This is a genomic window from Pseudoalteromonas sp. CH_XMU1449-3 (genome assembly GCF_037027245.1).
In the GTDB taxonomy this organism is placed as follows: domain Bacteria; phylum Pseudomonadota; class Gammaproteobacteria; order Enterobacterales; family Alteromonadaceae; genus Pseudoalteromonas; species Pseudoalteromonas shioyasakiensis.
This window is the reverse complement of sequence record NZ_JAYMDY010000001.1, coordinates 554,132-577,453: the sequence shown is the minus strand read 5'-3', so window position 1 is coordinate 577,453 and position 23,322 is coordinate 554,132. Positions and strand designations below refer to the sequence as shown.

At 42.1% G+C, this 23,322-nt stretch carries 21 protein-coding genes and 2 tRNA genes; 18 read left to right on the top strand and 5 right to left on the bottom strand.

What is annotated here, in order from left to right; all coding sequences use genetic code 11:
* The first annotated feature begins 118 nt into the window (after positions 1-118).
* Positions 119-203: transfer RNA gene (locus WA256_RS02485), tRNA-Leu, on the top strand.
* A 38-nt stretch (positions 204-241) separates the two neighbouring features.
* Positions 242-316 (top strand) — tRNA-Gln (locus WA256_RS02480).
* 140 nt (positions 317-456) lie between these two features.
* Here the strand turns inward: WA256_RS02480 and WA256_RS02475 are convergent.
* Entirely contained in the window at positions 457-1,626 is a 1,170-nt protein-coding gene (locus WA256_RS02475; RefSeq protein WP_130167033.1) for an FAD-dependent oxidoreductase, read from the bottom strand.
* Positions 1,627-1,884: 258 nt separating this feature from the next.
* Between WA256_RS02475 and miaB the strand changes: the two genes are divergently transcribed.
* From miaB to lnt, 5 genes are read left to right on the top strand one after another with little or no spacing between them, the layout of a single operon-like run.
* On the top strand, positions 1,885-3,330 hold the full coding sequence (miaB, locus tag WA256_RS02470) for a tRNA (N6-isopentenyl adenosine(37)-C2)-methylthiotransferase MiaB (RefSeq protein ID WP_054551657.1): 1,446 nt from the start codon (positions 1,885-1,887) through the stop codon (positions 3,328-3,330).
* Between the two features lie 49 nt (positions 3,331-3,379).
* On the top strand, positions 3,380-4,432 hold the full coding sequence (locus WA256_RS02465; protein WP_054551658.1) for a PhoH family protein: 1,053 nt from the start codon (positions 3,380-3,382) through the stop codon (positions 4,430-4,432).
* Positions 4,429-4,884, top strand: a complete 456-nt coding sequence (gene ybeY, locus WA256_RS02460) for an rRNA maturation RNase YbeY (RefSeq protein WP_054551659.1) — start codon at positions 4,429-4,431, stop codon at positions 4,882-4,884. Before WA256_RS02465 ends, ybeY begins: the two co-directional genes overlap by 4 nt.
* Positions 4,885-4,906: 22 nt before the next feature.
* Complete coding sequence (corC, locus tag WA256_RS02455; protein ID WP_054551660.1) at positions 4,907-5,791, top strand: CNNM family magnesium/cobalt transport protein CorC; 885 nt, start codon at positions 4,907-4,909, stop codon at positions 5,789-5,791.
* Positions 5,772-7,325 carry an apolipoprotein N-acyltransferase gene (gene lnt / locus WA256_RS02450; RefSeq protein WP_304637662.1) on the top strand — a complete coding sequence of 518 codons (1,554 nt, stop codon included), beginning with the start codon at positions 5,772-5,774 and terminating at the stop codon, positions 7,323-7,325. Before corC ends, lnt begins: the two co-directional genes overlap by 20 nt.
* Positions 7,326-7,376: 51 nt before the next feature.
* On the opposite strand, the gene WA256_RS02445 is transcribed toward lnt, so the two are convergent.
* The 4 genes from WA256_RS02445 to WA256_RS02430 all read right to left on the bottom strand — a co-directional run bounded on the left by WA256_RS02445 (position 7,377) and on the right by WA256_RS02430 (position 12,051).
* Entirely contained in the window at positions 7,377-8,291 is a 915-nt protein-coding gene (locus tag WA256_RS02445) for a hypothetical protein (protein ID WP_335988793.1), read from the bottom strand.
* 356 nt (positions 8,292-8,647) lie between these two features.
* Positions 8,648-9,124, bottom strand: coding sequence for an FKBP-type peptidyl-prolyl cis-trans isomerase (locus WA256_RS02440; RefSeq protein WP_063527285.1), 477 nt, complete (start codon positions 9,122-9,124; stop codon positions 8,648-8,650).
* On the bottom strand, positions 9,121-11,523 hold the full coding sequence (locus tag WA256_RS02435; RefSeq protein ID WP_055196909.1) for a Lon protease family protein: 2,403 nt from the start codon (positions 11,521-11,523) through the stop codon (positions 9,121-9,123). The genes WA256_RS02440 and WA256_RS02435 overlap by 4 nt, the downstream gene beginning before the upstream one ends.
* Positions 11,524-11,592: 69 nt before the next feature.
* Positions 11,593-12,051 carry a zinc ribbon-containing protein gene (locus tag WA256_RS02430; RefSeq protein WP_054551664.1) on the bottom strand — a complete coding sequence of 153 codons (459 nt, stop codon included), beginning with the start codon at positions 12,049-12,051 and terminating at the stop codon, positions 11,593-11,595.
* Positions 12,052-12,237: 186 nt separating this feature from the next.
* Here WA256_RS02430 and leuS point away from each other — a divergent pair, with 186 nt between their 5' ends.
* From leuS to ybeD, 11 genes are all read left to right on the top strand, one after another.
* Entirely contained in the window at positions 12,238-14,826 is a 2,589-nt protein-coding gene (leuS, locus tag WA256_RS02425) for a leucine--tRNA ligase (RefSeq protein WP_175079005.1), read from the top strand.
* Position 14,827: 1 nt separating this feature from the next.
* Positions 14,828-15,316 (top strand): LPS-assembly lipoprotein LptE, encoded by a 489-nt coding sequence (locus WA256_RS02420; protein WP_062564351.1) that lies wholly within the window; start codon positions 14,828-14,830, stop codon positions 15,314-15,316.
* The gene (holA, locus tag WA256_RS02415; protein WP_062564350.1) at positions 15,316-16,356 is read left to right on the top strand and encodes a DNA polymerase III subunit delta; all 1,041 of its coding nucleotides are present in this window, start codon (positions 15,316-15,318) and stop codon (positions 16,354-16,356) included. The genes WA256_RS02420 and holA overlap by 1 nt, the downstream gene beginning before the upstream one ends.
* Before the next feature lie 12 nt (positions 16,357-16,368).
* Complete coding sequence (nadD, locus tag WA256_RS02410) at positions 16,369-17,004, top strand: nicotinate-nucleotide adenylyltransferase (RefSeq protein WP_063527533.1); 636 nt, start codon at positions 16,369-16,371, stop codon at positions 17,002-17,004.
* A 56-nt stretch (positions 17,005-17,060) separates the two neighbouring features.
* Positions 17,061-17,378 carry a ribosome silencing factor gene (gene rsfS, locus WA256_RS02405; RefSeq protein ID WP_054561829.1) on the top strand — a complete coding sequence of 106 codons (318 nt, stop codon included), beginning with the start codon at positions 17,061-17,063 and terminating at the stop codon, positions 17,376-17,378.
* A gap of 27 nt (positions 17,379-17,405) precedes the next feature.
* Positions 17,406-17,876 (top strand): 23S rRNA (pseudouridine(1915)-N(3))-methyltransferase RlmH, encoded by a 471-nt coding sequence (gene rlmH, locus WA256_RS02400; protein WP_036967350.1) that lies wholly within the window; start codon positions 17,406-17,408, stop codon positions 17,874-17,876.
* Positions 17,877-17,884: 8 nt separating this feature from the next.
* Positions 17,885-19,765, top strand: coding sequence for a penicillin-binding protein 2 (gene mrdA / locus WA256_RS02395; RefSeq protein WP_054561830.1), 1,881 nt, complete (start codon positions 17,885-17,887; stop codon positions 19,763-19,765).
* A complete protein-coding gene (gene rodA / locus WA256_RS02390; protein WP_062564348.1) occupies positions 19,762-20,868 on the top strand; it encodes a rod shape-determining protein RodA in 1,107 nt (368 codons plus the stop codon). Before mrdA ends, rodA begins: the two co-directional genes overlap by 4 nt.
* Complete coding sequence (locus tag WA256_RS02385) at positions 20,868-21,635, top strand: septal ring lytic transglycosylase RlpA family protein (RefSeq protein WP_335988781.1); 768 nt, start codon at positions 20,868-20,870, stop codon at positions 21,633-21,635. The genes rodA and WA256_RS02385 overlap by 1 nt, the downstream gene beginning before the upstream one ends.
* A 54-nt stretch (positions 21,636-21,689) precedes the next feature.
* Positions 21,690-22,850: a serine hydrolase gene (locus WA256_RS02380; protein WP_054551673.1), complete on the top strand. Its 1,161-nt coding sequence runs from the start codon at positions 21,690-21,692 to the stop codon at positions 22,848-22,850.
* Between the two features lie 183 nt (positions 22,851-23,033).
* Entirely contained in the window at positions 23,034-23,312 is a 279-nt protein-coding gene (ybeD, locus tag WA256_RS02375; RefSeq protein WP_054551674.1) for a DUF493 family protein YbeD, read from the top strand.
* Positions 23,313-23,322 lie beyond the last annotated feature (10 nt).

Below are 23,322 nucleotides of genomic sequence, written 5' to 3'. Positions count from 1 at the left end.
GGTTTTGATCCTGCCATTCCCAGGTTCAAATCCTGGTATCCCAGCCACTTTCTTAAAGTGATAAAGAATACTCAATGAAGAGTCTAAAATAACTACCAGTACTTTTAGTACAAATGATGCGGGAGTGGCGGAATTGGTAGACGCGCTGGATTTAGGTTCCAGTAACTTCGGTTGTGAGAGTTCAAGTCTCTCCTTCCGCACCATGTTCTTAAGTAGAACTAAAACTCTTCAAGTTTAGCGTTGGGATATCGCCAAGCGGTAAGGCAGCAGGTTTTGATCCTGCCATTCCCAGGTTCAAATCCTGGTATCCCAGCCAACTACTTACTTCCCTTTCAAGTTTCAAGTTTCAAGTTTCAAGTTTCAAGTTTCTCCAAAGTATATTCAGTATTAGCACAAAAAAACGGGCTAATTTTCATTACCCCGCTTCTTTGTCTTTTGAAGATTAATTTTTTACGATTAACTTAATGTCCCGCTGATCGCGTACTTTAAAACCCAGTTCTTTGCAGGGCCTGTGTTATTAGCAAGCTTTAAAAACTTACTGCGCACCCAGCTCAATGGTTTAATCTCGTTTGAAAAACCAAAGTAACATGCATCCATCATGCTCATCATCAGTAAATTAGCGTGGCGGCGTTTTTTCTCGTAGCGTTTTAATAACGCTTGCTGACCAACATCAGGTTGATCTGCCAAAATATCTGCCAGTGCTACAACATCTTGAAACCCTAGGTTCACACCTTGCCCAGCAAGCGGGTTAATTGTGTGCGCCGAATCACCCACTAAAACTAAACGTCCGTGCGAATAATCATTGGCGTGTTGGCGTGCAAGTGGAAAAACAGCATGCTCAAGTAATTCAAAGTCGCCCGGTAGCTCAGGAAAATGGTCAATGAGTTTTGCTTTAAGTTGCTCATTCGACAACTTTTGCCACTGCTTTAAAACCGCAGCCTCGTGATAACAAATTAAATTAGCATAAGGCGCCTGCATCGGTAAAAATGCTACTGGGCCGCTTGGCGTAAATTGTTGCCACGTTTTTACCTGCTGCGGGGCATCTAATTTGATTAACACGCCCATGCAATGCTGGCCATATTGCCAACCCGTTACACCTAAACCAGCTTTAGTCCGCAATTGTGACTGTCCACCATCTGCAGCAACAACTAAATCAGCGGTATATTGAGTATCGCCATAATGTAAGGTGATTGAATCAGCCGTTTGAGTAATATCCGTAATGGCTGATAGTTGCTCTATCACTTCGATGTTGTACTTGGCGAATTGCTGCCAAAGACTTGCTTGAATTAAATTATTTTCGATTAAATGACCTAAATGCGTTTCGCCAATCTCATGGCTATCAAACAATAAATTTTCGCCTTGTTGCTGGTAGGCCTCTAATTGTTGATAAGGTGCGATACGATTTTGTCTTAGCAACGGCATTGCACCAAGCTCATCAAGTAAATTCTCTGAAAAACGATTAATAGCCGAAATGCGAATATCTACCTTATCTGAGCTTAAAATTTGATCAGCATCGATAAGGTGCTTTTCAATAACGGTGACATCCCTACCCTGCTTGGCCAGTTTTACAGCAGTAGCAGCACCTACCATGCCGCCACCGACAACAATTACCTTATTTTTATTCATTTAATATTCGCTCATTTGGCTATTTAAATACGGGATAAATTGTAACGTAATTCAATATTGCGTGTCAGTGCATTTACCGCTTATGAATTTCAAAACAGTGACTTGTTTGATTTCACACCACAAAGATAAAAACTATACTTGGATCTGTGCGGGTATCCAGCTAAAATACGCGTCCTTTAAGTCGGCATACTTGCCACTTAATCCTGTTTCTAACACATTTTTGTGTCACTACCGAATTGAAAACGAGGCTATATTTCAATGAGTAAAAAGCTGCATATTAAAACCTGGGGTTGTCAGATGAACGAGTACGACTCTCAGAAAATGGCTGATCTACTAGATGCGACTAACGGCTATCAGTTAACTGAAGAAGCTGAAGACGCTGACGTGATCTTACTCAATACCTGTTCAATCCGTGAAAAGGCACAAGAGAAAGTATTCCATCAGCTAGGCCGTTGGAAACTATTAAAAGACGACAAACCAGAATTAATCATTGGTGTTGGTGGCTGTGTTGCATCGCAAGAAGGTGACTCAATTCGTCAACGTGCACCGTTTGTTGATGTAATCTTTGGCCCGCAAACATTACACCGCTTACCTGAAATGATTAAGCAAGTGCAAAGTGGCGACAGCAGCTCGGTAGTTGACGTTTCATTCCCTGAGATTGAAAAGTTCGACCGTTTACCTGAGCCAAAAGCGGAAGGCCCAACTGCGTTTGTATCAATTATGGAAGGTTGTTCTAAATACTGTACATTCTGCGTAGTTCCTTATACGCGTGGTGAAGAAGTAAGCCGCCCTCTTGATGACGTATTACTTGAAGTTGCCCAACTTGCAGAGCAAGGTGTTCGCGAAGTAAACCTACTTGGTCAAAACGTAAATGCGTATCGTGGTGAAACTCACGACGGTGAAATTTGTTACTTCTCTGATCTATTACGTTATGTCGCTGCGATTGACGGTATTGACCGCATTCGTTATACCACATCGCACCCAGTAGAATTTACGCCAGATATCATTGATGCGTACGCAGACGTACCTGAGCTTGTTGACCACCTACACTTACCAGTGCAAAGTGGTTCAGACCGTGTTCTTAACCTTATGAAACGTGGTCACACTGCACTCGAGTACAAGTCTACGATTCGTAAGTTACGTAAAATTCGCCCTAACCTAAGCATGTCTTCAGACTTCATCATTGGTTTCCCTGGCGAAAGTAAAGCGGACTTTGAAGCAACTATGAACCTTATCAATGATATTGGTTTTGATATGAGCTTTAGCTTCATCTACAGTGCGCGCCCTGGTACGCCTGCTGCTGATTTACCAGATGACGTAACAGAGCAAGAGAAAAAAGAACGTTTATACATTCTGCAAAACCGTATCACGCAAATGGCGCAGCAAATCAGTCGCCAAATGTTTGATACCGAACAGCGTATCCTAGTTGAAGGTCCTTCTAAGAAGAACCCAATGGAATTACGTGGCCGTACTGAGAACAACCGAGTGGTTAACTTTGAAGGCCCTCACTCAGTGATCGGTCAATTCGTTGATGTACGTATTACAGAAGCATTGCCAAACTCTTTACGTGGTGAGTTAATTCGTACAGAATCAGAAATGAACTTACGCCGTGATGTGGCACCTTCAGCTATTTTAAATAAAGCTGCTGAAGCTGAGGCCGCTACGGCCCCTAACGAAATTGGCGTTGCTACTTTCGTACCTTAGGGTGACACTTGGTGCAGGCACAGCCTGCACCCATCAATAGGAAGCAATTTTGAGTAATCAGTTAAAAACATTAGAGATTTATTTAGAACCCGCCGACAACAAACGCCTTTCATCTTTATGTGGTCCGTTTGACGAAAACATTAAGCAAATTGAACGCCGCCTTGGTGTTGAGATTGCACACCGTGATAATTTCTTCAGAGTAACCGGTAAACTGCACCTTGCAGCTGCGGCTGTTGAGATACTAAAAAACCTCTATATTGAAACTCAACCTATTCGCGGCCTGATTGGCGAGATTGAACCTGAAGCCGTACATTTGGCAATTAGCGAATCAAATGCGCTAGAGCAAGATGAAAACCCAGGTGTATATGGCAAAGACATGGTGATTAAAACTCGCCGTGGCGTTATTAAACCGCGCAATGATAATCAAGGCGTGTATGTAGCAAATATTTTGCATCACGATATTACCTTTGGTATTGGCCCTGCTGGTACAGGTAAAACTTATTTAGCGGTTGCTGCAGCCGTTGATGCCTTAGAGCGTCAAGAAATTCGCCGTATTTTATTAACTCGTCCTGCGGTTGAAGCAGGTGAAAAGCTAGGCTTTTTACCGGGTGACTTAAGCCAAAAAATCGACCCGTATTTACGCCCTTTATACGATGCATTATTTGAAATGCTGGGTTTTGAGCGTGTAGAAAAGCTAATTGAGAAAAACGTGATTGAAGTTGCGCCCCTTGCTTACATGCGTGGTCGTACGCTAAATGACGCGTTTATTATTCTCGATGAAAGCCAAAATACCACAGCAGAACAAATGAAAATGTTCTTAACCCGTATTGGTTTTAATTCAAAAGCGGTGATCACGGGTGATATTACACAAGTCGATTTACCGCGCGGTGCCCGCTCAGGCCTACGTCATGCCATCGAAGTATTAAACGGTGTCGATGAAATTAGCTTTAACTTCTTCCAATCACACGATGTGGTTCGCCACCCGGTTGTTGCTCGTATCGTTGAAGCTTATGAGCGAAACGATGAAGCAGAACGTTTAAAACGTGCAGAGAAGCAACGTGCGAAAGAAGCGCAAGCAAACCAACAAGAAGCAAACTCGTGACCGAATTAGATTTACAAATAGCCTGTGAGTTTGACGACTTACCAAGCTTTGAACAATTCCAGCTATGGGCTGACAAAGCCCTTAGCAACTACCGTGAAGATGCAGAGCTGACTATAGTGATCAGTGATGAAGCACAAAGCCAGCAGCTCAACAATGATTACCGCGGCAAAGATAAACCGACTAATGTCTTATCTTTTCCATTTGAAGCACCACCGGGCATTGAGTTACCTTTAGTAGGTGATTTAATAATTTGTCCGGCTATTGTTTTAGCCGAATCAATTGAGCAAGAAAAAACCTTTCACGACCATTTTGCCCATATGGTTATCCATGGATGCTTGCATTTACTTGGATTTGACCATATAAAGGACGAAGATGCACTTGAAATGGAAAGCATAGAAAAGCAATTACTTGCCGATCTGAACATCGCTGACCCATATCGAGACGATATTTAAATTAACGGAGCAATTAGACGCAATGAGCGACGACAACTCGCAAACTAGCCAGGGTTCTTCTGGCAAAACGTGGCTGGGCCGCATAGCCCAAATGTTGCAAGGGGAACCCCAGAATAGAGAAGAGCTGGTAGAAGTAATTGCCGATGCGCAAGAACGCGACCTTATCGACCCTGAAACCAAGGATATGATTGAAGGGGTGCTAGGTGTATCAGAGCTGAAAGTGCGGGACATCATGATCCCACGCTCGCAAATGGTAACCTTAGAGGTTGATACACCATTAGAAGAGCTATTACCTATGATGGTTGATTCAACACATTCACGTTTTCCTGTGGTATGTGAAGACAAAGACCATGTTGAGGGTATTTTATTAGCAAAAGATTTATTACCACTGATCATCAATAAAGATGAGCAACTGCCTTCTTTACGTGAATATTTGCGTCCTGCAGTTGTAGTGCCTGAAAGTAAACGTGTAGACACGCTGCTTAATGAGTTCCGTCAACAACGTTACCACATGGCGATTGTTATTGATGAGTATGGTGGTGTGTCTGGTCTTGTCACTATCGAAGATATTCTTGAAATCATCGTTGGTGAAATCGAAGATGAGCACGATGAAAGTGAAGACCTACAAGATATTCGCCAAGTTGCAAAACACGTTTACGCTGTGCAAGCGCTGACTGAAGTTGATGACTTTAATGAGTATTTTAAAACTGGTTACAGCACCTCAGATGCTGACACCATAGGTGGTATTGTTTTACATGCATTTGGCCACATGCCAAGCCGTGGTGAAACAATCGAGGTAGAAGGCTTACAATTTAAAGTCACTAACGCAGATAACCGCCGTATCTTACAATTGCAAGTCACCATTCCAAAGGCTGATGATAACGACAGTGAAGAAACTGCTAACTAACCTAAGTCACCTTGCAAAAGATAAAAAAGCCTGGCTCGCACTTGTTGCGGGCCTCTTTTTAACCTTAAGTTACGCACCCTATAACCTATGGTTTATAACTTTTCTTTCCCTTGGTGCTCTACTCTACTGCATTAACCCTCTCGCAAACGGTAAATTAGCCGCTAAACAAAGTGCTAAATATGGCTTTATATTTGGTTTAGGTTGGTTTGGTGCAGGTATAAGCTGGGTGCATGTATCAATAGCGACCTTTGGTGGCATGCCATTAATCGCATCACTTTCGTTAATGGTGCTGCTTTGTGCTTATTTAGCCCTTTATCCTGCATTAGCTACTTGGCTGGCAACACGCCTTGCTACAGGCCCATATAGCTTTATATGTTGGTTGCTCGCCGCTATCGCAACAACAGAATACTTACGTGGCACATTGCTAACGGGCTTTCCGTGGCTGAGTTTTGGTTACACGCAAACAGACAGCCCACTTAATTTTTTAGCCCCAGTGATTGGTGAGTTTGGGATTACGCTTGTATGTATATTAATTGCGTTTGCTTTATATCGCCTAGCAAATAAAGATGGTAAACCTCTTATCGTCTCTGTAGCCCTATTTGCTGGCTTATATGCGATTGCAAGCAGCAGCCAGCTACACTACCAAGACAAAACCATTAAAACTGTACTAGTGCAGGGTAATATTAAACAGCATCTTCGCTTTGAACCGTCTGAGTTCTGGACGACTATGAGCAAATACCAAGATATGACTCGCCTGCATTGGAATGCTGATTTAATTGTTTGGCCAGAAGCTGCTGTGCCTGAGCTTGAAGCATTATCAACCGAATATTTAACAGGCCTTGATAGTGCCGCAACGTTTAATGACACCGCGCTTATTACCGGTATCGTTGATTACCAATACGACACGCGTAACATTTTTAATACTTTAATAGTGCTTGGTAAAAAAGAACACGATGACAGTGAAGGCCACTATCAATATTTAGGTAAAAACCGCTATCAAAAGCATCAGTTATTACCTATTGGTGAATTTGTGCCGTTTCAGGACTTCTTGCGTCCAATTGCGCCACTGTTTGATTTACCTATGTCATCTTTCACTCGCGGCGATGAAGTGCAAAACAATTTACGCGCAAATGGTTTAAATATTTTACCGGCTATTTGCTATGAAATTGCCTTTTCTGAGTTGGTTCGTGGTAATTATCGCAGTGACTCCGACATTTTATTCACAGTGAGTAACGACGCATGGTTTGGTGACTCACATGGCCCGCATCAGCACATGCAAATAGCGCGTATGCGCGCCCTAGAGTTACAGCGCCCACTAATTCGTGTTACTAATAATGGTATTAGCGCCGTTTACGACCCTATCGCTAAATCACAATTAGCTATGCCACAATTTAAAGCTGATGTACTTGAGGCCAATATCACTTTGATTAAAGGCGATAGTATTTATAGCCAATACGGCAATTGGCCTGTGTGGGCGGTGGTGATATTACTCGGTACTGTTGGTGTGCTTGCTAGGATTAAAAATAACAAGTAAAAGTTTAGACGACAGTTAAAGAGTGGTAACTCCACTCTTTAACTTATAACGCTAGCATTGATAAGTGTATATTTTTTTATTTCCCTTCGTTTTGGTTTCCACAACTCGGCAGCTAACTCCTCCTTCTAGTGAGCTGGAGTATCTTTCAAACTTGGCGTGTTCATTTCTTTCGCTCTCATTTTTATCTTCGCTCTTAGCATTTGCGAATATAAAATCATGACCACTAATTTCGTCTTGGTTCAAAGGAATTGAGTTTTTAAATCCATCCCGCCCACCTAAAATATTAAATGACTTAATTACTGGGTTTAGTGTTACGCTAACAAAACCATTTAGGCTTTTAGCCAAATCATCACTATAAAAGTTTATACGAACATATAGCTTTAACTTATTCATATTCGGAAATTTAATTGTTCCCTTAGTTGGTAATAATATTTTTGTTAAAGCTAATGTCTCACCCGCAAAATAAAAGTCATAAACATCATTTCTAAAATAACTGGCAAGCAAAAAGTCATAGGGACTTCCCTTGACTTCAATCCCCTTTCCTATCGGAGAATTATCATTTACATTGGAATTAGTATACTTAGGAGTCGATATATTACGTTGAGTACTTTGCGCATTTTTAAGCATACTCTTTTCAGAAGCACGCGTTATTACACGTACTAACTCTTTGCGGTATTCATAGAGAAGGTCTAAATCAAAAGCTTCATCATTACTAAGCTCAGACAAAGAAACACTAACTAATGGCTCACCATAACGATCTTCAATGTAGTTAGTATCATATTTTAATGCTGTTTCATTAATCATATCGACCACAATGACAGCTTTAGTATCAGAGTTAACGCTTAGCCTTGCAACCTTGTCTTTTTGACTTTGAGAGCAATTATTGCAGATTTCAACTTCTGCCTGACCAAAAGCAGGCAAGGATATTCCCGAAAAAATAATAAACAATAATATAAGTTTGTACATTCAAAAATCCTTTTATTAATACAACTTTAAAATAACCAAAATACAAGAAACAACCTAATTTTCTGAAGGTTTTCTATGGGCTATAGAAGTTCATTTTAAAAAATGAGATGAGGCTTTACTACTTCAGCGCAAATAAAATACCCTAAAAGGGTACTGTAGACCTTTTATAGCGACCGAGCAATTTTGTCAACGCAAGATTAACTAGTTATTACACTGCAACGTGCATGTTCGAAAGAGCAAATTACTTTAAAAGTCTCAGCTACTTTACATTTAATAATGTTTGCATTGAGGTAAATCTGTTCAACTACTTTAGCAGGCAATTAAAAAAGGCTTCATGATGAAGCCTTTTTAACATTTTAAGATTCTATCTTAATCAACTCTACATCAAATATAAGTAGCGAACCTGCTGGAATGCTGCCGACGCGTTTACGGCCGTAAGCAAGCTGAGGCGGGATATAAAAGGTAAACTTATCCCCTTCGTTCATTAGCTGTAAGCCTTCGGTCCAACCTGCAATGACTTGATTTAAACCAAAGCTGATTGGCGAATTTCTTACCACTGAACTGTCAAAAACACTGCCATCCATAAGCGTGCCATGATAGTGAACCTTTACTTTACTGGTTGCACTTGGCTTTGTGTCATTCCCTGAACTTTGCTCAATTTTGTATTGCAGCCCAGATGCGGTTTCATGAACATCGTCAGCTTTACTATTGTTCGCTAAAAAGTCGGCGGCGAGTTTTTCATTTTCAAGGGCTTGTAGCTTCGCCTTTTTACTGTTTTTAAAAATTAAAAAACAAAAAGTACCAATGATCAGTAAAAGTATTAAATTAATCATTCTGCGTCCTTCTCATCATCATTGTCGCCATTTACGATATCTGCAATATTGGCAAGCCTTGCTAAGGCTAGCGCGTTAATAGAACCTTCAGGGTAACCTTCTGCGGTCATTTCACCTGCGTCTTTATCCATTAATAAGCTCAGTGCTTGATCAACGGTTTCAACGGCATAAATATTAAAGCGCCCTTTTTCAACGGCATCGAGTACTTCGTCATCAAGCACTAAATTAACTTGGTTTGATTTAGGAATAATCACCCCTTGCTCACCGGTTAAGCCACGCATTTTGCAAAGTTTGAAGAAACCTTCAATTTTCTCGTTTACGCCACCAATTGATTGCACATCACCATGCTGGTTAATTGAACCTGTCAGTGCAATAGATTGGCTAATAGGTAAGTTTGTAATGGCTGATATAAGCGCGCACAGCTCTGCTAATGAGGCGCTATCACCGTCGATGTAGCCATAGCTTTGCTCTATTGCGATATTGGCACTGAGCGTTAGGCTAAATTGCTGAGCATATTTATTACCTAAGTAACCAGTTAATAGCATCACCCCTTTTGAGTGAATGGCTTTACCCAGCTCGGCTTCACGTTCAACGTCAATAACGCCATCTGCACCCGCGTATACAGTGGCTGTAATGCGTGCAGGTGTACCAAATGAGGTATCGCCAATATGTAGCACAGTTAAGCCATTTACTTTGCCCACTGCGTGACCTTCGGTTGCAATTAAAATTTGCCCCTCTTTGATATCACTCAGCATGGTTTCAGAAATTTGCCCTGTACGGTATTGCTTACCAACAATGGCTTCATCTATGTGATGAGCATCAATCACTGTTTGGCCATCTTGTTTGGCATAAAAACTGGCTTCTGCCACTAATTCTAATACATCAGCAAAGCGAGCTGAGAGCTTGTTGTGGTGCTCAGCTTGGCGATAACTAAACTTTAATAACCTCGCCATTGCCGCTTCATTTACCGTGCAATTGAGTGTTTGCTGACAATACTCAGTCACCTTGGTAATAAACTGATATTGCAGTTTATCGCTACTTGGCAAGTAATAATCAAAGTCAGCAAGGACACGGAATAACTCTGCAAACTCTTCGTCATATTCACCAATGGTGTAATAAAGGTCGCGAGAGCCTAGCAGCACTATTTTTACATCAAGAGGAATAAGCTGAGGACGTAACGTAAAGCTACTTCCCACAGAGCTGTCTTGATATGGTAAGTCGTTTTTGATTTGATGCGTTTTTAAAGAAAGTTTAAGGCCATCCCACACTTGTGGGTTCGCCATGACTTTCTCGGCATCCATAATCAAATAGCCACCATTAGCACGATGCAGTGCACCTGGCTGAATTGAGCGGTAACTGGTGATAAGCGAGCCTTGCGAAGTCGCATATTCAATTTTGCCGAAAATATTGCCAAAGGTCGGGTTTGGCTCATACACCACAGGGGCTGCATCGCCCTCTTTGTATTCGACTAGAATGTTTGGCGCAAAGAAGTCTGTGAGCATCCCTTTACGGTCAAAGTCTTCTTTGTTTTCGTCGTTTTCATCATCGTCGAGCCATTCAAGTACCGCATCAATGATTTCTTCACGAATATCTTTTAAATAACGTAATACACCGATGTGTGTCGCGTATTTATGTTCAAGGGCTTTAATGAGTGGCTTAGTGGCAAGCTCAGCAGTTGATTTTTTAAGGTTACGTAGCTTTTCGGATGACTCTCGTTTCCAGCGAGGAAGCTCAATTAATGCTTCGATTAACGCATCTTCAAGCTTTTCGATAACCTCATAAAATTCGATACGCAGTGGCTCATCAAGAGCAGCAAATTCACTGTCGCTCAGTTGTTTACCATTCACTAAAGGCGCAAACCCAACAACGCCATTTTCTTCAATCAGTGCCACACTTTGTTCAAGAGCTGCAATTTCAACAGCAGTAATTGCCGCATCGTAAGTATCGGTGAATTCACGATCGATTGACTTTTTCTTGCGTTGATAACCCGGGTTGTCAAAAGCTGCTGGGAATGTATCGAGTACTTCGTCAATGAATGAATCTATATCGTCAGCTAATTGCTTTGATTGACCTGCTTGCATAAATAACGCGATTGGCTCGCGGTGGTCATCATAGTTGTTAACATACAACCACTCATTAGGCGTTGGGCGGTCTTTTGAATGGGCTGTGAGTTTGTCTTTTACTAAGGTGTAACGACCATGAGCCGCTTCACCCATCACATAAACATTGTAACCCGGTAATTCCATTCCGAGTGAAAAATCGAGGGCACTTTGTGCACGTTGTTGACCAATAAATGGCAACGCTTCTGGATATGGGTTTTGCATACAAGTCGCAACATGACTTGCTGCAATCTTAGGCGCTAACGCAGAAATAGGTAGAGGGATTAGTTTTTTTGTCATTCTAACTTCTTATTTCCCAGTCTTGACTGGGCATTATAGGTAACGCCCAGCACAAGCCTGCGTCACTGATTAAGGTTGTAATGCCTTACGGCGAAAATAAATACCGCCACATTCAGTACAAGGAGTAATTTGCGTAGCATGGTAAACATCGTAACTATGCTGACAATTTTTACATACTAATGTGCCCATGGCTATCCATTCTCCCTCTTGATAAACACCATTATGTTGAAAATCTTGGTTTAAGGCTTGCCATTCGAGTTGGGTTTTATCTTCAATGTGCGATAACTCATACCAAAGCGATTCTTTAAGCTCTAGCCATGCGAGTGAATCATAGTGACTGTCGTTTTCTTTGATGTGGTCGATATCGCGCTGCAGATAGTCACGATACTGATTAAGCTTTTCTTGTCCTAAGTCTTTAAGTGCCTGCTCTGACTCAACAAATTTTTCCATTGCATCTTTTAGCTCATGATCTTTTACGTCTTTAAGCCATGCACTTAAATCGCTAAGCCAAGATTTATAATCTGCCATCGTTTACTCCTTCAAAAATGATGAAAAATCAACCGTTATTCTAGTTGAGTATAGGTTAACCTGCCCTGAAAATATATTTCCTTGGAAAATTAACAAAAGCGCCTATTTGCCGCTGTGATTAGCATGTATTTTGGGTTATCCTTATCGACAATTTTTTATTAATTTGCAAGAAGTCTGGAATCGTAGATGCAAGAGCAATATAACCCGCAAGACATTGAGTCAAAAGTACAAGCCTACTGGGAAGAAAACCAAGTATTTAAAGTCACTGAAGATGAGAGCAAAGAAAAGTATTACTGCCTATCTATGTTCCCATACCCAAGCGGCCGACTCCACATGGGTCACGTTCGTAACTACACCATTGGTGACGTAGTATCACGCTTCCAACGCTTGCAAGGCAAAAACGTAATGCAACCTATGGGTTGGGATGCGTTTGGTCTACCTGCTGAAAATGCGGCAATCAAAAACAACACAGCACCTGCTAAGTGGACTTACGAAAACATCGATTACATGCGCGACCAGTTAAAGCAATTAGGCTTTGGTTATGATTGGGATCGTGAAATCGCAACATGTCACCCAGAATACTACAAATGGGAACAGTGGTTCTTCACTAAGCTTTACGAAAAAGGCTTAGTATACAAAAAGATGTCAACAGTAAACTGGGATCCAGTTGACCAAACTGTACTTGCTAACGAACAAGTTATTGATGGTCGTGGTTGGCGTTCAGGTGCTATTGTTGAGCAAAAAGAAATTCCACAATGGTTCATCAAAATCACTGATTACGCACAAGAGCTACTAGACGATTTAGATAAACTTGATCACTGGCCTGAGCAAGTTAAAACCATGCAACGCAACTGGATTGGTCGCTCTGAAGGTTTAGAAATCGAATTTAAGCGTGCCGATAACGAAGATACATTCAGTGTTTATACAACGCGCCCAGATACCTTTATGGGTGTGACTTACGTAGCAGTTGCTGCAGGTCACCCAATTGCACAAGAAGCCGCTAAAAACAGCGACGCTGTAGCTATGTTTGTTGATGAGTGTAAAAACACGAAAATCGCTGAAGCAGACATGGCAACCATGGACAAAAAAGGCATTGCAACTGGCTTTTATGCGATTCACCCATTAACAGGTAAGCAAGTACCAATTTGGGTTGCTAACTTTGTATTAATGGATTACGGCTCAGGCGCAGTTATGGCTGTTCCTGCACATGACCAACGTGACTACGAGTTCGCATCAGCTTATGGCCTTGAAATTGCCCAAGTTATCGCACCAGCTGCAGGCTCTGAAGAAACGGTTGATTTAGACAATCAAGCATACACAGAAAAAGGCGTGTTAGTTAACTCAGGTGAGTTCGATGGTCTTGAGTTTGAAGCAGCATTTAATGCCGTTGCAGACAAACTAGAAGCGCTGGGTGTAGGTGAGCGTAAAGTTAATTTCCGTCTACGTGACTGGGGTGTTAGCCGTCAGCGTTACTGGGGTTCTCCAATTCCAATGCTTAGCGACGAAAATGGTGATGAGCTTGCAGCAACAGAAGACATGCTTCCAGTTCGCTTACCAGAAGACGTTGTAATGAATGGTGTGACTTCACCAATCAAAGCTGATCCTGAGTGGGCTAAAACAACTGTAAATGGCGCGCCTGCATTCCACGAAACTGATACCTTCGATACCTTCATGGAATCGTCTTGGTACTACGCTCGTTACTGTAGCCCACGTTTTGACGAAGGCATGATCGAGCCAGGTGCTGCCAATTACTGGTTACCAGTAAACCAATACATTGGTGGTATTGAGCATGCAATCTTGCACTTACTTTACTCGCGTTTCTTCCACAAACTATTACGTGACTTTGGTTTAGTAAACTCAGATGAGCCATTTGAGCGCTTATTATGTCAAGGCATGGTACTAGCTGATACTTTCTATCGTAAAGATGAGAAAGGCGGTGATATCTGGATTTCACCAACAGACGTACAAACTGAAACAGACGACAAAGGTCGTGTTGTTAAAGCGTGGCACAAAGAAGATGGCGAGCCGGTATTCTCTGCGGGCATGAGCAAAATGTCGAAATCGAAAAACAACGGTATCGACCCGCAACAAGTTATTGCCGAGTACGGTGCAGATACAGTTCGTTTATTCATGATGTTTACAGCACCACCAGAGCAAACTCTTGAATGGTCTGATTCAGGTGTTGAAGGTGCAATGCGTTTCTTAAAACGTATTTGGAAATACGCTGTTGATGTAGAAACAGTAGGCTACCAAGCGCTTGATAAATCAGCATTAAACAACGACCAAAAAGTTCTTCGTCGTGAACTTCATAAAGCAATTGCAAAAGTGACTGATGACGTTGAACGTCGTCAAACGTTCAACACTGCAATCGCTGCTATCATGGAAATCTCGAACAAGTTACTTAAGGCACCACTTGCTGATAAACAAGATGTGGCAATTGCTAACGAAGCACTTGAAGCATTACTTATCATGCTTGCGCCTATCACACCGCACATGTGTCACCAGTTATGGCAAGACCTTGGCAAAGAAGGCGACATCTTAGATGCAGCATGGCCAACAGTTGATGAGTCAGCACTTGTTGAAGATGAGAAGCTAATCATTGTACAAGTTAACGGTAAGCTACGTGCTAAGTTAACAGTGCCTGCAGATGCAACCAAAGAGCAAGTTGAAGCATTAGCATTTGCTGAAGAAAACGTGACTAAGTTCACTGAAGGCGCGACTATCCGTAAAGTAATTTACGTACCTGGCAAACTACTTAACGTGGTTGCTAACTAAGATGGCAGCGCTTCAAGCACTGAAAAACGGACTAGCCCTTGCGCTAGTCTGTTTACTGCTGACAAGTTGTGGCTTTCATTTAAAGAAAGCCTCTAACTTGCCTGACGACTTGAAAGTAATCACCCTTGTTGGTGATGATGAAAAGTCAGCCTTATTCGAATTAGTTGAAAAAGAACTGATTGCGAGTAAAGTTGAGCTTAACCAAGTTGGTAAACACCCTGAATTAAAGATTCACAGAGATCGTTTAGAGCGTCAAATTCTGTCATTGTTTGATAATGGTCAGGTTGCTGAATATGAACTTGCCTACAGCGTAAGCTATACCCTGAAGCGCCCTGGACAAAAAGCGATTAATCAAAGCTTTGAATTGTATCGTAACTACCAAGACGACCCAGACAATGCCCTTGCAAAAGCAAAAGAGCTTGATTTGCTATTAGGCGAAATTCGTAAGCAAGCGAGTCGTCGTATTGTTCGTGAGTTATCACAACTGTAATGCGTTGTTATGCAAACCAGCTTCCTAGCCAGTTAAAAAAAGGCCTCGCGCCTTTTTACATGGTGTTTGGTGAAGAGCCTTATCAAATTGCTCAGTGCATCATGCAAATTCGTCAAGCAGCTAAACAGCAAGGCTTTGACGAGGTAATCAAATTTACTTTAATGCCGGGTTTTGATTGGCAAGAAATTGTTGCTCAATACCAAAGTATGTCACTGTTCAGCGCTCGTACCTTAATTGAGTTTGATTTAAACGAGCAAAAACCAGGTACGCAAGGCAGTCAAATCTTTAAGCAGCTTGTTGAGCTTGCTAATCCCGATACTATTTTGGTTTTAAAAGGTGCCAAAGCCAGCCAAGATATTCAACGCAGTGCTTGGTTTAAAGCCCTCGATAAGCAAGGCTTATTTGTTCCTTGTTACCCATTAACAGGTAATCACCTGAGCCGCTGGTTAGATGAGCAATGCTACCGTTTAAACTTAAATCTTCATAACAACGCGAAACAAAGCTTAATTGATGCCACAGAAGGAAATTTACTTGCCTGTCATCAAGAGTTAGAAAAGCTATCTTTGCTATATGGTAGTGAGCTAATTGACCAGCAAGCCGTTATGCAAGGGCTACTGAATCAGTCAAAATTTGATATTTTTGATTTAAGTGATGCTTTATTAAATGGCCACGCCGAACAAGCGGTTAAAGTAATGACTAAACTGGCTGCTGATAACACTGAAGCCATGAGTATTTTTTGGGCCATCAATAAAGAAGCAGCTAACTTACTGGCTATGCAACACGGGCGCTTGAATGGTGCCAATATGGCTGATTTATACAAAAAGTATAATATTTGGAAAAACCAACAAGCTGTTGTGCAACAGGCCTTAAATCGCTTGAACATCCAAGTACTCGAACAAATTACCAAACAATTAGCTCAGTTTGATGCCGCATATAAACAAGGCAACCTTGTAGCCCCCTACCAAGCATTAATGCAAATATGCTTAGTGTTTTGCCAACCTGTGGCGATACCTTTACCTTGCCACCCGGTCTTTGACTAAGAGTAACAATTCATGATTGCTATTTTTGGTGGCACCTTTGATCCAATTCACTTAGGTCATATTAATATGGCCCAGCAGTGTGTTCAGCAGTGCCAACTCGATACCCTTTACTTCATGCCTTGCGCTATTCCTGCTCATAAAGCCAAGCCAGGAATAAGTGATGAGCATCGCATTAATATGCTAAAACTTGCGATTGACGACAATCCGCATTTTGCTATCGATTACCGTGAACTAAACCGAGAAGGTGCGTCTTATTCTTTGCTGAGTTTAGAAGAGCTTCGTGCAGAAAACCCAGCAGCGCCGATTATGTTTTTAATCGGCATGGACTCATTCAATAGTCTAGATAAATGGTTTAAATGGCAAGAGATTGTCAAACTTTGTCATATCGTCGTGTACCAGCGCCCGGGGCAGCACTGCCAAGTATCTGGTGAACTTGCAGCTTATAAAGAGAATGCCGTAACAGAGCAACTTAGCCAGCTACAACAAGCCCCTGCAGGTAAGTTATTCTTTTTAAATGGCTTACAAGTTAATGCCGCCTCAAGCGAAATCAGAAAAAAGCTGCATTTAAATGACGGTATAGCGGAACTTTTACCTACCAATGTAAGTCAATACATTGCGCAGCATCATCTTTACCAAACAGATGAATAAATACTGCCTGCGTGATAAAATAACAAATTAAGATTATTTATTTTTGAGAAAACACTTTGGATTCTAAACAACTACTCGCATTTGCCCTTGATAAAGTCGACGATATGAAAGCCCGTGATGTGGTACAGCTTGATGTTCGTGGTAAGTCTGACATTACTGATTACATGTTAGTGTGCTCAGGTAACTCTAAACGCCATGTACAATCGATTGCTGATCACGTTGCTAAAGAAGCACGCCATGCAGGTGAAGAGCCTCTCGGTTACGAAGGCCAAAACGAAGGCGAATGGGTGCTTGTAGACCTAGGTGATGTGGTTGTGCATGTAATGCAAGACCAATCTCGCGACTTCTATGATCTAGAGAAACTTTGGGGCTAACCCTTAGCAAGGACATAGGTAACCATTTTGAAAATACAATTGATTGCTGTTGGCACCAAAATGCCAGCATGGGTTGAAACCGGATTCACAGAATATCAACGTCGCTTCCCACGTGATATGCCCCTTGAGCTAATTGAAATCCCCGCAGGTAAACGTGGTAAAAATGCGGATATCAAACGTATTTTACAACTTGAAGGCGAAAAGACCCTTGCTGCTATCCCTAAAGGCAACCGCATTGTAACGCTAGAGGTCACCGGTAAACCCATGGATACCCATCAGCTGGCAAAAAGTATGGAAAAGTGGCAGCTTGATGGTCGCGATGTTAGCTTATTGATTGGCGGACCAGAAGGCTTAGCACCTGAGTGTATTGCAGCGTCTGAGCAAAAGTGGTCATTATCAAACCTGACACTACCGCACCCGCTAGTGCGCATCATTGTTGCAGAAAGCCTATACCGAGGCTGGAGCTTGAATAACAACCATCCTTATCATCGCGAGTAGTAAAGCCAATGCGAAAACACAGACCCACGATTCGAGACCACTCGGCTGAGGCAAACTTATTTGCTCGCCGAGCATTTGTGGGTTTTGTGTTTGTTACACTGTTAATTGGTGTGTTGTTATCTAACCTATACAACATCCAAGTTATCGAACATCAAGACTATCAAACACGTTCGAACGATAACCGCATCAAAGTTATTCCAATTGCCCCTAACCGTGGGCTTATTTACGACAGAAATGGCGTATTACTGGCTGAAAACAAGCCAGTTTATAATTTAGAAGTGATCCCCGAGGAAGTTGATAACCTTGAAGAGGCACTGAGCGAAGTTGAAAAAGTTATCGAAATAACTGAGCAACAAAAAGCTGACTTTCTAGATGACATTAAGCATAATCGCCGCTTTAAAAGCCAAGTATTAAAAGCCCGTTTAGACGAAACCGAAGTTGCAAAGTTCTCGGTTAATCAGCATAAGTTTCCTGGCTTTAGTATCGAAGCGCGTTTAGCTCGCTATTACCCTTATGGCGATACCCTTACCCATGCCTTAGGTTATGTTGCCAAACTCAACAAAAAAGAACTCACCAAACTTGAAGCTGAAGACCAAGCTACTAACTACCGTGCAACGCACGACATTGGTAAGCTGGGTATCGAAAAGTATTACGAAGAACTCCTTCATGGTGTAGTTGGTTCACAACGCGTTGAAGTGAATAACCGTGGCCGAGTTATCCGTACTTTAAGCCTCACGCCACCTGAACCAGGTCACGACTTAGTACTGACTTTAGATATTGGCCTGCAACAAATTGCTCAACATGCCTTAAAAGATATGCGTGGTGCCATTGTGGTGCTTGATGCTAAAGATGGCGGCGTTTTAGCACTCTACTCCAACCCAAGTTATGACCCGAATTTATTTGTCCATGGTATCAGCAGTACAGATTACAAAAAGTTGTTAAACCCAGACCGACCGCTAATTAACCGTACCACGCAAGGGCGTTATGCACCTGCCTCTACAGTAAAACCTCATATGTCGATCCTTGCCCTTGAAGAAGGACTGGTAACCGAGCAAACACAAATTTGGGATCCGGGTTTTTTCCAAATTCCTAATGTGGAGCACAAATGGCGTGACTGGAAACGTTGGGGCCATGGTCATGTTGATGTTTATCGTGCTATTGAAGAATCATGCGATACCTATTTTTACGATGTTGCTTACCGTTTAGGGATCACCAAAATCAGTGACTTTATGACGCAATTTGGCTTTGGTGAGCTCTCTGGAATCGATATTCATGAAGAAACATCTGCCATTATGCCATCGCGAGAATGGAAAGAAGCCCGCTTTAGAGAGTCATGGTGGCGCGGCGACACCATTTCAGTGGGTATCGGCCAAGGTTATTGGACCGCAACACCAATGCAAATAGCTAATGCTACCAACATATTAGTGAACCGCGGGCTCGATCATCCTCCGCACCTTGTACAAGTCGCTAAAAAAGAAAACGAAGTAACGCAAATTAATAATGATGAAAAGCCACCTGTAGTATTAAAAAATCCTCATCATTGGCAAATTGCGCTAGATGCGATGCACAACACCGTACATAAAGTCACAGGTACGGCGCATAAAGCTTTTAAAGGGGCGAATTACGACCCAGCTGGTAAAACAGGTACTGCTCAGGTTGTGAGTATTGCTCAAGGTGAGCGTTACGACGCTAAATCACTTAAAGAGCGCCAACGTGATAACGCTATCTATGTTGGTTTTGCACCCTATAACGACCCACAAATTGTGGTCTCTGTGGTGGTTGAAAACACCGGTGGTGGTAGTACGGTTGGTGCGCCTATTGCGCGTCAATTAATGGATTACTACTTTTCAGCGAACCCGATTCAAATAGCCCAAAGTGACGCGCCATGATCCCATTAAATAAAAAACGCTCAATTTGGCAGCGCCTACACCTCGATTTACCACTTCTTATTGCCCTTATGACGATGATGGTAGCCAGCCTTGCTATTGTTTACAGCGCTAGCGGCCAAGACTCTGCCATGATGATACGCCACGCAACACGTATGTTTGGCGCTATCTTAGGTATGTTTATACTCGCGCAGTTTTCGCCTAACACATTAAAGAGTATGGTTATTCCGCTCTACTGCGTGGGGCTTTTAATGCTGGTTGGGGTGTTGTTATTCGGGGTTAGTTCAAAAGGCGCACAGCGCTGGCTTGACTTAGGTGTGACCCGTTTCCAGCCGTCAGAGCTAATGAAAATTGCCGTGCCAATGATGGTTGCATGGTATATCGGGCGTAACCATTTACCGCCAAGAATCATCCATTTAATTATTGGCTTTGCGATTGTAATGGTGCCAACCATTTTAATTAAAGAGCAACCCGACTTAGGTACCTCTATTCTGATTGCCAGCTCAGGGATATTTGTATTATTTTTATCTGGGCTAAGTTGGCGTCTTATTGGCTTTTTATCTGCTACTGTTGGTTTGGCAGCATGGCCGTTTTGGCATTACGTGATGCTTGATTATCAAAAACAACGGGTACTGACCTTTTTAGATCCTGAAAGCGACCCGCTTGGCTCGGGTTACCACATTATTCAATCGAAAATTGCGATAGGTTCTGGCGGCGTTGAAGGTAAAGGCTGGCTGCAAGGCACACAATCACAATTAGAGTTTTTACCTGAGCGTCATACCGATTTTATCTTTTCTGTACTGAGCGAAGAGTTTGGCCTGTTTGGGGTTTGTTTATTACTTTGTATGTACTTGTTTATTATTGGTCGTGGCTTATATATTGCGGTAAACGCACAAGATGCGTTTGGTAAACTGCTTGCCGGCGCATTAACACTGACCTTCTTTGTTTATGTATTTGTAAATATTGGCATGGTTTCGGGTTTACTACCGGTTGTCGGTGTTCCGTTACCTCTGATAAGTTATGGTGGCACCTCGATGGTGACCTTAATGGCAGGATTTGGCATTATCATGTCTATCGCCACCGATAAAAGGATGCTTTTAAAATAATGACACAGCGAGTTAATTACTTACTTATAGCGTTATTTTCTGTGCTGCTAGCAGCATGTAGCTCTTCATCTCAGCAAGGCCGTTATGCTATGGAGCATGATGCAGCCCCGCTTCGAAAACCAACCGAACTTGAAATGCAAGATGCCATAGTCACCCCGGTTGTTAAAAGTGCAAGCGCTAGTCGCCCTTACGAAGTCCGTGGTAAACGCTACACGCCGATGTTAGATGAAACAGGCTATGTAGAAGAAGGCATTGCTTCGTGGTATGGTCGAAAGTTTCACAATTATCACACCTCAAACGGCGAAGTGTACGATATGTTTGCGATGACAGCAGCCCATAAAACGCTACCGCTACCGAGCTTTGCCAGAGTAACAAATTTAGATAATGGAAAATCAGTAATTGTACGCGTAAACGACCGTGGCCCATTTCATGATGACCGGATTATCGATTTATCTTATTCTGCGGCCTATAAATTAGGTTATTACCGACAAGGTACAGCCCGTGTTAAGGTTGAGGCTGTTACCCTTGCCAATTCTGCCCCTCGTTTAAGCTACATTCAGGTTGCAGCGGGAAGTACTCTTGCTAATGTTGAAGCGCTCGCGTTTCAACTTCGTCAGCAATATCATGTGCCAACAAACATTATTGAAAAAGATGGAATCTATCGATTACGTCTTGGTCCAATAAAAGATGCCGCAGAAGCACAAGCAGTTTTAGAAAAGCTAAAACAAAACCAATTTCAGAACGCGTTCTTGCTTTACAGTGAGTAAGACCTTTAGAATAGGTCAACGCAACATGTTTAACTTTAACCATTAATGAGTACGATGAAATCTATAAAATATAAAATCTTAAGTGGCGTTTGTGGCCTTGTTTGCACTGCTAGCGTATTTTCTGCAACAGCCCAAATTATCCCTGCCCCACCTCAAGTTAATGCGAAAGGTTATTTCTTGGTTGATTTCACCACAGGTAAAGTAATTGCCGAAGGCGAAGCTGATACAAAATTAGCACCGGCTAGTTTAACCAAAATGATGACCAGTTATGTAATTGGTACTGAAATCAAAGCAGGTAATATTGCACCAACTGATATGGTTACAGTCAGTGAAAAAGCCTGGGCAAAGAATTTTCCTGAATCATCAAAAATGTTTATCGAAGTCGGTAAGCAGATCAGTGTTGATGACTTAAACCACGGTATCATTATTCAATCAGGTAACGATGCCTGTGTAGCAATGGCTGAACACATTGCTGGTAGTGAAAGCGCATTTGCTGATTTAATGAATGCCCACGCTGAAAAGCTTGGCATGACTAACAGCCACTTCGTGAATAGCCATGGTTTAGATACTAACGAACACTTCACGACACCACGTGATATGGCAACATTAGGTGCTGCACTTATTCGCGATGTACCAGATGAGTACGAAGTATACGCGAAAAAATCATTCACTTTTAACGGCATCAAGCAATACAACCGTAACTCATTGTTATGGGATGAAAGCATGAACGTTGACGGTATTAAAACTGGCCATACATCAGAAGCGGGTTATAGCTTAGTAACTTCTGCAACTAAAGATGACATGCGTTTAATAGCGGTAGTAATGGGCACAGAAAGCGAACGTGCTCGTAAAGTTGAAAGCAAAAAACTATTAAACTACGGTTTCCGCTTTTTCGAAACAATCACGCCATATAAAGCAGGCGACAGCTTTGCTGAGCAACGTATTTGGATGGGTAACAAAGAAAACGTATCGTTAGGTATCTTAGAAGATACACCTATTACTATTCCACGTGGTCAGCGTAAAAACTTAAAAGCGAACTTCGAGCTTGATAAAACATTAGAAGCGCCGCTTGCTAAAGGTACTAAAGTAGGCACGCTATTCTTACAGCTTGAAGGTGAAGAAATTGCACAATATCCACTAGTTACACTAGAGGAAGTGGAAGAAGGCAGCTTCTTTAGCAAGATCTACGATTACCTACGTTTACAAATTCAGTAATCTGGTCATAAAGTTTATAAACGCCTTGCACCGCAAGGCGTTTTTTTTTGTCTGAAAAATGATAGAATGCGCCCCATATCAGTCGCGCTGGGTCGAGTGCGTCGTAATCTAAGTTTGCTTAACGCCAAGAAATGGCAGAGAACACCTCTATTAAGCACACTCACTGTTTGAGGAGTCACCGTCGTGGTTCAACCTGTAAAAAATACTAAGTTTGACGAGTATTTAGATTTCCCATGCCCATTCACATTTAAAATCATGGGCTTAGCTAACGTAAATCTAACAGATCAGATCCTAGAAAAGCTGCAACCAATTGCACCTGGCGATTATGCGCCAAAGGTAAAACCAAGCAGCAAAGGTAATTACGAATCTGTAACGCTTGTAGCAACCGTTACAAGTAAAGAGCACATTGAAGAAATTTACAACGTGATCAGCAACATCGATGACGTACGTCACATGCTATAGGCCGATTACG